The organism is Arthrobacter sp. CAN_A212 (assembly GCF_015752345.1).
Taxonomy (GTDB): Bacteria; Actinomycetota; Actinomycetes; order Actinomycetales; family Micrococcaceae; genus Arthrobacter_D.
In genome coordinates this window covers 1-11,164 of record NZ_JADOUT010000034.1, presented here as the reverse complement: position 1 = coordinate 11,164, position 11,164 = coordinate 1, and the positions used below count along the sequence as shown (strand labels likewise).

Here is an 11,164-nt window from a genome sequence, read left to right as displayed (position 1 = left end):
TGGAGATAGACATTAGTGGTGATCCTGGTTCTCGCCCTACGAACTAGACGAAGTTGCTACGAAGTACTGGCCTCACCCAACCCTGACACGTAGGGGCGCGACGCATCCAAGCAATCTCCGCTGAGCAGTGTGTCGGAGGTGCGCGGTATGGTCGCAGCATGTCCTTCACGAGCCATCTCCGGAACAAGGAATCACCGATTCGGCAGTTCATCTATGACAGCGCCCCGCAGCTCGCGCTAGCTGGAACCCGTGGTCGTCAGGGAAACATGCTCGCCTCGTCCTTCGGCTTCGACAACCTCATTGGGCTTGCAACTCGACTTCCGATTCCCGAAGGGGTGAAGGACCGCAAGGGGCATGCCATCGTGGCGGGCATGGCTCTCGACTACCGCCTACGAATGGACATGCCCGGTTTCGATTTCGAAGACACGATGGCTCGGAGGGGCCTGGACACCCTCGGTGCAAACCCCGATGTCGTTCCTCGGGGAAAGCACATTCACAAGGTGTTGACGCAGGCCTTCGACTTTTCCTATCTCAATTGGAAACAACAGGACCGTCATCCATTCAACCTTGCCCGGGCGTCGATTTATCTCGCGTGGTGCGAGAGTATCGCGAGGACAGGTCCGCGCCAGGCACTCTCGGGTGAACTGGGCCGACGCATTAGACGAGCGAAAGACGCCGTCGACCTGATGATGAGCATTGACGACTCGCTTCTTTTTGATATCGCCCTCATGAGGGATGCGGTCGAGCCGCTCCTCGATGAATGGAACCGCGACATTGAGGCAGGCGTCGAGTACGTGGCGAACCCGCGATTCCTCGGAAGCGCGGCGGTAGGAGGGGCCGACGCTGACTTGGCTTTTGGAGACATGCTCGTCGATGTAAAGACCCGGGAGGCGATCTCCAGACCCTGGGTCAGGGACACTTTGTTCCAGTTGCTTGGCTATGTACTACTCGACCTCGACGATTCACTGGGCATCCGTCGAGTTGGCATCCTGCTCCCCAGACAGCCTCACTTCGCTGTGTGGACTCTCGATGAGCTCTTCGATGCATACGCGAGTGAAGTGCTCCGGGGTCTTCGAGTAGATTTTGCCGGCCTGCTAGCCGAAAACATTAAGAGGGGAAGCGTTGTCGCATGAATGAGGGTCAGAATGAACTGGCGAAGGTAGTCGAAGCACTTCGGGAATTGAATCCTGAGCCACGAGTCGACCGCTGGGGTCACCTCTCGTTGTGCATCCTTGCCGCTACTTACTCCATATCTCTCAGGTATGACGCCGTGGTCGTACCTCTTGTCCGGCGCTACGCAACGTATGCGGCACTTTCCTCCGTACTTCTCCGTGGAGAAGAGCTCAACCACCCAGTTAGCCCCCGGGCGGACGAGCAAACGCTCAGGCAGTTTCTAACCTCGATTGAAGACCTCGATGATGATGCTTTCGCGAAGGTTCTCAGGAGCAGGCACCGCACATCAGCGACAAACGGCATCCTGAAGGCGGCGGCAGTTAGACAGATAGCGGAGACTCTGGCCCGCAAACATAAAGTTGAGACTCTAGCTGACTTCGCTGACCTTTCAACGGACCCTGAGCGGACGGCTGCCGTGGAGAAAGATCTAGAGAAAGTCAAGGGAGCAGGGGCGGACGGAATCCGAACCGGGTACATATGGATGACAGCCGGCGATGACCATCGAGTGAAACCCGACCGCCATGTCCTGAAATGGCTCGGCACCTGCCTCGCCCGGCGAGTAAGCGTCGCTGAAGCACGCGTGCTGCTCGGGGAAGCATCCAAGGCACTCAAGGTCACCCCCTGGTCGGCCGATCACGCGATCTGGGAGCACCAAGCAAGACCCCGGAAATGACATGCACACAATCGCGCCGCTTCGCCGGCTAAGCCGAACGGCGTACGCACAAGAAATCAGACGGGAGCAACCGCGATCACTCGCCCCGGCGCTCAAGACAAGACCATCGGCTCAAATCAGCAGTCAGGCAAAGTTGAATTCTGCAATAACGCCGATAACGTCCTATTACGTCGGGCTGGAGGACAGCACGATCATCATTTCAAGGGATCACTAAACGAGCGGGGCGCTGTGCCGAAGCCAACGGTTAACCTGTACTGACTCGCCGCCCTGATATCCCAGGTAGGAGTCTGTCTGCCGAAATCCCGCACGTTCGGCAACCTTTTCACTGGCGGTGTTGCCAGCGACGGTCTCCAGTGCCACCGCGGTAAAGCCATGGTCGAATAACCAGGTTGTGAGGAGTCGAACTGATTCGGTTGCCGCGCCACGGCCGCGGCCTGCAGATATTAGTGCGTAGAAGATTTCCGGTGCACCGCCATCACGCCAGCCAATCCCAACCGTTCCGATCGCCCGGCCGTCGATCACTATCGCATACCGGGCAGCGAGCCGGGCCTCTTGGCGTTCCTTTGTTCGGCTGATCCGGCGACGTGCACCCGGTTCATCGAGATCCGGCGGATAGTAGGTCCACTGCGGGACATCTGGAACCCGGCTCAGGTCGTACTCCAACTGCCAGTCTTCCTCCATTAGGGATCGGAGCAACAGGTTTTCTGCGCGGAGCTCTTTCGGGAAAGGCATAGGGAACACCATCAACCGATAATGGCACAGGATCCAGGGCGAAAGGCCGCTGCGCTGCTCTACAACTCATCGTTTTCGACCCGAGCTAGACGTACTTGTTACCCGGCCCGGTGCCAGCTTCTGCTAAATACAGTTCACACGTCGCGTTGTAATAGTCCTTCGTTGATCCCTGATGCTCCATCCCAATGCGCCTACACACCCCCTGGGATGCTGTGTTCTCCGTAGAGGTTACGGCGACGACCCGGTCCAGTCCTTCGCTGAAACTGTACGCAAGGACAGCTGACGCCGCTTCGGCTGCGTATCCCCTCCCCCAATAATCGGGGTGAAAATGCCACCCAATTTCCGTATCGCCTGAGGGTTGGAGCGGCGCTTCACCTGATGCAGGAATCCCCTTCAACAAGATGGTCCCCACTAAATGGGCATCCTCTGCTCTCTGCACCGCCCAAAAACCATGGACAGGATGATCATAACTTCGGCATCTCTCAATCAGCCTGTCAGCTTCGGAGCGGTCCTTCATCACCCGTGGAACCAGCCCAATGAATTGTTGAACGTCCCAGCGTGAATACATGTCATAAACAAAATCGGCATCTTCTGGCTCCCACGGTCGAAGCAAAAGACGGTCGGTCATCAAAATCTGCATCAGACCATGATCCCCGAAGCATGCGGCTCAAACCATCGTTTGCGGTCAAACGTCGCGTCATCGGCAACAGGGCAAGTCGACTATATTTTGGGTATGTGCCCGTCCACGTCGACCAATCCAACCGTTCGTGCTGCCACGCGGGATGATCTCAATGATCTGGTCGAACTAGGTATCAGCATTCAGGAGCTCCATGCCAAGGGCCGCCCTGACCTATTTAGAGATCCCGACCCGGAAGCACTTCGTGAGTTCCTGGACCTGAAACTCTCTGATGGAAGCGCAGTCTTGATTGCCAAGGACAACAGGCAGTCCCTCGGATATTTGCTCGCTGAACACACAACAAGACCCGCCAATCCATTTCGGCGATCGTCATCATCCCTCTATGTTCACCACATCGCTGTGGCAGTTACCGCCCAGCACAAGGGCGTTGGAAAGTTATTGATGAACGCTGCAGTAAAAATAACCCAGGACAATGACGCAGCAGCTATTCGTCTAGATTCATGGCAGTTCAACGACTAAGCCCATGGTTTCTTTGAATCTCAAGGCTTCGCTCCGGTCAACGTAATCTTCGAACGAACGCTCCCCTAACCTTTCGCGTTGCGCGAATTATCGAAGGCCTCCCGTAAACCATCACTCAAGGGACACCAGGACCGCTACTGGTTCGGATGTGTCAATCACTTCCCGTAGTGTCGGAGCAGGGTTTTTTCATAGTGGGTGACGACTGTCAGTCACCATTCCGGGAGGGGACCGGGCATGAAACTGATAGATCGGATTATCTCGGCCGCTGGTGCAGTCGGTTTCAGCGACGGGATGCTCCGCGCGATCCTGCCCCTGCTCGCGGCAACAGTCACCTTGGAACCAGCCGCGGTAGCCGGCGTCACCGTCTTCTTCTCGCTCCCCTGGCTTATTGTGAGCATCCCCTTCGGCCCGATCGTGGACAGATACGATCCGGTTCTCCTGATGCGCCTGATCAACCTCAGCCGGTTCGTTGGCATCGGACTGTTGCTCGGCGCCGTCACTCTCGGAGGGGAAGGTCTGCCGCTTCTCTATGTTGGTGCGTTCGTCCTTGGAAGCGCTGAAACGCTCTACGAGATGTGCGCGCAGGTGATTGTTCCCCGATATGTCGATAAGGAAAACCTCGCCAAGAAAAACGGCCACCTGTTCGGTGTCACCTCAAGCCTCGGCGGTTTCATCGGTCCCGCTGTGGGTGGCCTGCTTGTTGGTCTAGCAGCCGGATGGGCAGTAAGTGTATCCGCGCTCGGCTACGTCGTCGGGGTACTGATCCTGTTCTCGGTTCCCACGACACCGTCGGAATCACGTCCTCAACGGCCTCGATTCCTGCCACAGGTCAAAGAGGGATTCGCCTACCTCAAAGAGGACCGTTCGTTGCTTTCCCTCGCGATCATCGGTGGGGGCGCCACCGTGTGTTGGTATGCGTGGACCGCCATCTTTGTTCTCGCCGTCGTTGACCCCACACTGCTGGGACTGGACCCAAGCGCCTACGGCATTTTCCTGGCCGTGATGGCCGCAGGCAGTGTTACCGGTTCATTCCTGATCGGACCTGCCCGGAAAGCGATCAGCATGCGGGTGCTACTCATCCTGTCGCTGACTGGTTGGGCCATCTGGTTCATTGCCGCCGGCGTCACCTCCAACATCTATCTCATCGGGGCCGCGCTGTTCATCGGTGGGCTTTCCGGGGTCACATGGAACGTCCTCACCATTACCTTGCGCCAGTCCACGGTCCCCCAAGAACTACTAGGCCGGGTCACCGCCGTCTACCGGACCATCACCCGCGGAGGCCGGCCCCTGGGCGCCCTCCTTGGCGGCATCATCGCGACAACGTTCAGCCTCCAAAGCGCATTCATCGCCCTCGGAATCGCCACCGCCCTGCTCGTACTACCCCTCGCATTGGTCCTACGACACACCGAAACCGACTGAACCATGGGACGCGTAATGGACTACAACGAATACAACGACGACCTCCTGGCAGCAATATACGACGACGACAACCCTGACGGCGAAGATCATGATTACTACCGAGCGCTAACCAAGCGCCTCAAGGCCACTCACATTACGGACCTTGGATGCGGCACAGGGATCCTCACCGTCACACTTGTCGCATCAGGGCGAAACGATGTCGGCATCGATCCCGCGGCTGCCATGCTCGCCCGAGCGGCCAACCGATCCTCCGGGGACGCCGTCGAATGGCGGCTCGGTACCTCGACGCTAATCGACGACGAAGCCAACGACCTGATTATTATGACCGGCAACGTCGCCATGCATATCCTTGGGAGCGACTGGCATGCCACCTTGGACAACATCGCGCGGGGGTTAAAGTCCGGTGGCGTGCTGGCCTTCGAAACCCGCAATCCCCAGGCGCTGGCCTGAGAACAGTGGAATGACCCCGGGTCTGAGCGGAGCACCATCGTTGGACGGCTCCGCGAATCGACAATCACCGTTCCTCCCAATGCTGATGAGGTGGTCACTATGCATTGCTACAACGAGTTCATCCATGCAGACCGCGTAGTAGACGTCGAACAGCGGCTTCAGTTCCGCACCCTCGAGCAAGTTACGGCAGACCTGCATCGTGCGGGTCTCACCGTGTCGCACGTCTGGCGAGACTGGAGACGCACACCTTTTACACACACTGCCACGGAACCTTTGATGATCATCGAAGCAATAACTACCAGCCGCTGAATCCAGGCCGCTCCCGCCCCATACGCCGTTTCTTTCCGACACCCGGTGTCATGAATGGCCGACTGAACATAGGTTTTCTTAATGAGCACGACTGAATTCGCCCCAATGATCACTGAACTCACGACGGAGCGTTTGGTGCTTCGCCGGATGCAAGGCGAAGACAGTCAAGCCATTCGAGCACTGTGGATGGAACGAGATCCGCGAGTACCCCGGCGGATCGATCATCAAGGCAACCCAACAGTTGAGCAGATACACCAGCGGATGATGGCGCAGCTAGCCGAATCCGAAAAGTCCGGCCTCTTTCTCCTAGCGATAGAGAAAACATCCGGTTCAGGACTCTTGGGTTACTGCGGACTCACCGTCGGTGCCGGCTCGTATGCCGAGCCGGAGATTGCCTTTGAATTGTTCAAGTCTTATCAAGGGTGTGGGTTCGCGACGGAGGCAGGGGCTGCAGTTATCGACGCTGCACGGGCAACTGCCCGAACCCGGCTCTGGGCCACCGTACGCGAGTGGAATGCACCATCATTTAGGGTGCTCGCCCGACTCGGCTTCTCAGACAGCGGCCGTCGCACCAAGGATGCTGAACACGGGGACACCCTCTGGCTGGTCCACGACCTCTCAAGGAAACAATGACCGGTCATCATAGGTGCCTAACCCACCTATGTGCTGCCCGGTAGACAATGCCTCGCTCCCAGTGAAGCGCCGATAACACCCTGTTACGTCACTCAGGTTGGGCAGATGTTCTCCTGACCACAGCGGGAACGTCGTAGTGGACGTGTGTTCCGGGTTTAGGTATCGGTCTGGCCGGGTCGGTCGGTCAGGGTGGAACCGATACGTTCCGTTGAAGCGAACCAGGACAGCAGCAGCGGGTCAATAGCCCCAATGACCGTGCGCATGTTGACGAGTTGCGCTTGAACGTTGCTATTGATGAGCGGTTCCAAATGGGCAACACGGTTCCTGAGCCGGTAAACACCCTCAACTGCGCGTTCTAGCTGGTGAGGGGTTCTTGAAAGATGGGGGAAGGCTTCGTTGAGGGCTTCATCCCAGAGGCGTTGCTTACCAGCGTCGCTGCGTCCGGGAAGAATGAACCGCCAAGTACCTAAAGACATTGCGGCCAGGACATCTTCATGGCGTGGCTCTCGTTGCCCTTCCGGGCGTCGCCGCGTGGATTTCAAGGCCCGCCGTTTGGCCTCTGGAATGTCTCGACCAGCGATACGGACCAATAGAGAAGACGGGTCCAGGAGCCAATCGGACGAATGGAGACGGCCGTGGCTAGGATCCGGTTGGGATCCGTTCCACTGACACAGCTTTTCATCCATGGCATTACGCAGAAGTACCTCGAACACATGAAGGGCTTCATAGACCGCTCCCGATAGATCGATATTCCACCGGTAGAGCCTTACAGCTCCCTGCAGATTGCCTGCTTCCTGTAGGTACGGGCTAAGCCGTTCCGGGGTGATCCGCTGCAGCAAGACCCGCTCGATCGGTTGTTGCACAGTACCCATAGGAGTAAACTGTAAATGAAGACAGGGGCAGGTTCCCTGTTATGGATTACTAAGGGTCCCGCGGCCAAGTGCTGCGGGGCCCTTAGCCTTTAACCAACACACCGCCCGACTGCTTCCTCCTCGAGGCACCTACCAGCTTGCACAGACGTAGGCGTGCAACAGCCTCAAACGGGCACGAGAAACGACACAGTCATCCTCGGCGTGTCCCCCACTCCCCCGTCTCACCTGGTGGCGTCATTCAAACCATCGTTTGTGAACACGCTAAGGGGCATTGATCCGTTGCGGCAAAACTTCGGCGGCGAGGGCTATAGCCTGAATCTATGGAACAGAGCTCCGGCGTAGTTGAGGGAATAGGCAGATTTGGCCGCCTATGACAACGATTGATTGGTTTCTGACCGTAAGCGCGGGCCTACTAGCGGTGTTAGCTTTTACATTGCTGATCCGCACGACTGTTCCACCGAACGACGAACCATTTAGGCGACGGCGGTTGCAGCTAGCGGCCTGCATGCTACTTCTAGTCATCGGCCTACTCATGGTTCTCGTGATCGCATCCTAAGAAACGGTCCTTGACGCACGCTCAATCGGATACGCAAACCATCGTTACCGGGCGCTCATTGCCCCTCGGATCTCGATCTCACTGTTGATTCCATCAGAGTGTTTTTCTTGACGGTGGAAGGAAGCGATGGATCACGACGACCACACTATTACCTACCAGGCCGGTGACCCAGTCATCGAAACCGAAGGAAACAGCTCCGTCTCGGCATGCCTGATCAGGTTTGCCTGTGGGTCGCTCTTGCCGCGGGCTCGCAGATTGATGCAACCTGCCAACAAGCTCATCGGCGGGATGCTGTGGGCGGTGGTGCTGGCCACTGAGTGATTAGCCGAGGATGGCTAGGGCCCGGGGAATGCTATCGATGGTGATGTCCGTGTCGGTGTCGACGGATTTCACTTCCCCGTCGATCTGGTAGGGCATGGGCTTGAGGGCCGAGAACCGGTACTGCGCGTAACTCGGCTGATCGCCTAGTCCCTTCGTCGTGGCTCGCAGTGCGGTGAGCAGGATCCGCCACTTGGCCATGTGCGGGAAAATGATGACTTCGAACTTCCCGTCGGTGGGCTGATCCCCGGCCTCGCTCAGGGTCGCGTACTTCGCCATCTGCGAGATGTTCGCGAACACTAAGCTGTCGAACGTGCGGCGCTTCCCGTCGCTCTGCCGGATCTCGAAGGGCTTGAACTTTGAAAAGGTCCGCACAACGGAGAACATCTCCTTGATCGCACCTTTACTACCCTTTTCCAGGTCAATCGCCATGATCGGCGTCAGACCGAATCCGATGTAGGAGTGCGCATACACCGGGTCCGCACCCGTCTGGCTGATGCTGATGCGCAGCACATCGATCCGGCGGACCTGGCCCTCGATGATGGCTTCTGCCAACGGCTTGCGTCCGGTAACACGGCTATGGTCATTCGCGTTGCCGGCGGCCAGAACCGAACACACGGCGTCATCTCTGCCGCTGGCCATGACTCCGTTGACGACCTCGTTGTACCCGCCGTCCCCGCTGACCGACACAATGAGGGCGTTACCAGCGGAAGCCGCCTCACGCGCAAGGTCGATCGCGTGTCCGGCATGCTCCGTGGGCTGCAAGGTGACAACCGTGTCCGGCAATGCCGGTGCCAATTCGCCGGCTAGTTCCTCGGCGAGCCTGGGAGCGTCCCCGGTGCTGTTCGGATTGAAGATGATGGTGATCTTGTCGAACCTACGCGGTGCCTCCATGGGTGTACCTTTCCTGGGCATATCAGTCAGCATAATGCCCTGCCATTGCGCCTGGGTTCCGGACCGGGAGACTTCAGTAGTTCCCGACGATCCTCCGGTCCACGAGGATGATGTCGGTGACGAATCTCCCGGTGCAGGGTGTAACGGGACCAGATTACTGTCCCCGCTCTTCTGCCCGCTACGGACTCCGGAGGGGGCGGCGGGGAGATTCGTGATCAAGTCCAAGATGGCGTCGGCGACGATCATCGCGCCTCCACGGTGTGCAGCATGAGGCTGGCCTGGGACCTCGACGACACGACCATCGCGAGCCACTGCGGCAAGGCGCTGGCACCATCTGCGTCCCGCGATAGGGTCGAGGGATCCTCGCAGCACCAGGACGGGCTGAGTGACGCCCGCGAGTCTGTGATCCAGGCGATACCTGAGCATGACGGGTAACTCGGTTCGATACCAGCGCAGACCGCATTGCAGGTACGCGGCGGCTACCTGAAGGTTGGTCACCGGCCGCTCCAACAGGGTGTCGAGGGTTAAAGTCAGGGCATTGCGCGCCGCGGAAGGGTGAGCGGTATCCGTAACAGGGCCGATAAGCACCACAGCGGAAACAAGGTCCGGGCGTTGCAGAGCGAGCTCGGTGACGAACTGAGCGCCCATCGAGTGCCCGGCCACGACACAGGAGGTGAGTCCCGCAGCGTCGAGTGCATTCGCGATGACACTCGCGTACTCGGCGACGGTGAGCTGTCGGGCTGGCCTGAGGGTTCCACCGAACCCGGGAAGGTCGAGTAAAAAGACGTCGCCGTGGATGAGTAGTTTCGCTTGCAGTCGGGCGAAGTAACGGTGCGACATCCCGATGCCGTGGATGAGAACGAAGACCGGCCGGGCATCATCGGCGGCACCGGGTGCTGAGCTAGTGGGTGCTGAGCTGTCGGAGGTGCGGGAGTAGTGCAGGCGATAGGCCAGCTCCAGGCCCTCACCCGCTTCGCTGAAGAGGGTGGTCTGCATTTTTCTCTTGTCGCTGAAGTAAGGGGGATTCTTATTCTCAGCTTGCCTCTTGTTGACCGGGCTGATTGTCGCCTCCGGCACCTTGCCGACGTTGGTCCTTGCGATGTTGGGGGTCTCACTCATGGGAGTCCTTCGTGAACTGGGAAGGTGGCAAGGCAAAGATTATCCCGTGAATTGCGACCCGAATCATCGGATGACCCTACCGTTTTGGGACATAGCCGGAAATGACACTGATCCCCGCACCCGGAATAAGTGGCTCGGGTGCGGGGATCATCGCGTCGTGCTAGGAGTTGTGGTGCTCGCGACTTCCGGACTTCGCCAGCCCGCGGGCGACCATGTAGCCGATGGTGAGGAAGGTGATCAGTTCCATGCCCTGGTGGGCGTCGAACATGTCGATGCCATCTTCGTTGTCGCCGTCTCCGACGACGAGGGCGGTCACGACTGTGGCGATGACCATCGCGATGAAGGCAAAGAACTCGGTGGTTTTCGTCGAGGCCTTCGTCTCGGTCGAGCGACGGTTCTCGACGGCGTTGCCGGTGTGTCCGTTGTTGGAAGGGACTGCTGAAGGTTTGGTTGACTCCTAACCTGTGAGGATTAGCCTCGCGGGTGGAAGGATGTTCATCATGCCTAAAGCCTTTCCCGAAGAGTTCCGCCGTGACGTGGTCGCGGTTGCCCGTAAGGGCGAAGCGCCCCTGACCACGATCGCTAAGGACTTCGGCGTCTCCTCGGCCGCCCTGCACCGTTGGTTGAAGAAAGCCGACGAGGAAGACGACCCCAAAGCCAAAGCGGCGAAGGAAGAATCCGTCGAACTGCGCGACGCCAGGAAGCGCATCAAGTTGCTCGAGCAGGAAGCCGAAGTGATGCGAAGGGCCGTCGCTTATCTTTCCCGGGACGTCAACCCAAAATGATGTACCCGCTGGTCCGCGAACTGGCCGCTGACGGTGTTCCCGTCACGGTGACCTGCCGGGTATTGCACTTCTCCA

At 58.5% G+C, this 11,164-nt stretch carries 13 protein-coding genes and 1 pseudogene; 9 read left to right on the top strand and 5 right to left on the bottom strand.

Annotated elements, in window-relative coordinates; translation table 11 throughout:
- Positions 1 to 158: 158 nt before the first annotated feature.
- Together IWX64_RS15875 and IWX64_RS15870 are read left to right on the top strand one after the other, a co-directional pair.
- A complete protein-coding gene (locus tag IWX64_RS15875) occupies positions 159 to 1,133 on the top strand; it encodes a hypothetical protein (RefSeq protein WP_196868100.1) in 975 nt (324 codons plus the stop codon).
- On the top strand, positions 1,130 to 1,846 hold the full coding sequence (locus IWX64_RS15870) for a hypothetical protein (RefSeq protein WP_196868099.1): 717 nt from the start codon (positions 1,130 to 1,132) through the stop codon (positions 1,844 to 1,846). The genes IWX64_RS15875 and IWX64_RS15870 overlap by 4 nt, the downstream gene beginning before the upstream one ends.
- Positions 1,847 to 2,056: 210 nt before the next feature.
- Here the strand turns inward: IWX64_RS15870 and IWX64_RS15865 are convergent, their stop codons facing one another.
- Positions 2,057 to 2,578 carry a GNAT family N-acetyltransferase gene (locus IWX64_RS15865; RefSeq protein ID WP_196868098.1) on the bottom strand — a complete coding sequence of 174 codons (522 nt, stop codon included), beginning with the start codon at positions 2,576 to 2,578 and terminating at the stop codon, positions 2,057 to 2,059.
- Positions 2,579 to 2,663: 85 nt separating this feature from the next.
- Positions 2,664 to 3,218 carry a GNAT family N-acetyltransferase gene (locus IWX64_RS15860; RefSeq protein ID WP_196868097.1) on the bottom strand — a complete coding sequence of 185 codons (555 nt, stop codon included), beginning with the start codon at positions 3,216 to 3,218 and terminating at the stop codon, positions 2,664 to 2,666.
- Between the two features lie 6 nt (positions 3,219 to 3,224).
- On the opposite strand from IWX64_RS15860, the gene IWX64_RS15855 reads away from it, so the two are divergent.
- The 4 genes from IWX64_RS15855 to IWX64_RS15840 all read left to right on the top strand — a co-directional run bounded on the left by IWX64_RS15855 (position 3,225) and on the right by IWX64_RS15840 (position 6,545).
- Positions 3,225 to 3,734 carry a GNAT family N-acetyltransferase gene (locus tag IWX64_RS15855; RefSeq protein ID WP_196868096.1) on the top strand — a complete coding sequence of 170 codons (510 nt, stop codon included), beginning with the start codon at positions 3,225 to 3,227 and terminating at the stop codon, positions 3,732 to 3,734.
- 234 nt (positions 3,735 to 3,968) lie between these two features.
- Entirely contained in the window at positions 3,969 to 5,153 is a 1,185-nt protein-coding gene (locus IWX64_RS15850) for an MFS transporter (RefSeq protein WP_196868095.1), read from the top strand.
- 3 nt (positions 5,154 to 5,156) lie between these two features.
- Positions 5,157 to 5,603 (top strand): class I SAM-dependent methyltransferase, encoded by a 447-nt coding sequence (locus IWX64_RS17165; RefSeq protein ID WP_334683361.1) that lies wholly within the window; start codon positions 5,157 to 5,159, stop codon positions 5,601 to 5,603.
- Between the two features lie 390 nt (positions 5,604 to 5,993).
- On the top strand, positions 5,994 to 6,545 hold the full coding sequence (locus IWX64_RS15840; RefSeq protein ID WP_196868094.1) for a GNAT family N-acetyltransferase: 552 nt from the start codon (positions 5,994 to 5,996) through the stop codon (positions 6,543 to 6,545).
- 155 nt (positions 6,546 to 6,700) lie between these two features.
- Here the strand turns inward: IWX64_RS15840 and IWX64_RS15835 are convergent, their stop codons facing one another.
- The gene (locus IWX64_RS15835) at positions 6,701 to 7,417 is read right to left on the bottom strand and encodes a hypothetical protein (RefSeq protein WP_196868093.1); all 717 of its coding nucleotides are present in this window, start codon (positions 7,415 to 7,417) and stop codon (positions 6,701 to 6,703) included.
- 682 nt (positions 7,418 to 8,099) lie between these two features.
- Here IWX64_RS15835 and IWX64_RS15830 point away from each other — a divergent pair.
- Positions 8,100 to 8,294, top strand: coding sequence for a hypothetical protein (locus tag IWX64_RS15830; protein WP_196868092.1), 195 nt, complete (start codon positions 8,100 to 8,102; stop codon positions 8,292 to 8,294).
- Here IWX64_RS15830 and IWX64_RS15825 read toward each other — a convergent pair whose 3' ends face one another.
- The gene (locus IWX64_RS15825; protein WP_196868091.1) at positions 8,295 to 10,304 is read right to left on the bottom strand and encodes an alpha/beta fold hydrolase; all 2,010 of its coding nucleotides are present in this window, start codon (positions 10,302 to 10,304) and stop codon (positions 8,295 to 8,297) included.
- A 160-nt stretch (positions 10,305 to 10,464) separates the two neighbouring features.
- Positions 10,465 to 10,638, bottom strand: a complete 174-nt coding sequence (locus IWX64_RS15820; protein WP_196868090.1) for a hypothetical protein — start codon at positions 10,636 to 10,638, stop codon at positions 10,465 to 10,467.
- Between IWX64_RS15820 and IWX64_RS17160 the strand changes: the two genes are divergently transcribed.
- Positions 10,631 to 10,765 carry a hypothetical protein gene (locus IWX64_RS17160; RefSeq protein ID WP_334683360.1) on the top strand — a complete coding sequence of 45 codons (135 nt, stop codon included), beginning with the start codon at positions 10,631 to 10,633 and terminating at the stop codon, positions 10,763 to 10,765. The genes IWX64_RS15820 and IWX64_RS17160 overlap by 8 nt on opposite strands.
- A gap of 39 nt (positions 10,766 to 10,804) precedes the next feature.
- Positions 10,805 to 11,164: pseudogene (locus tag IWX64_RS15815) on the top strand (transposase); the annotation flags it as partial.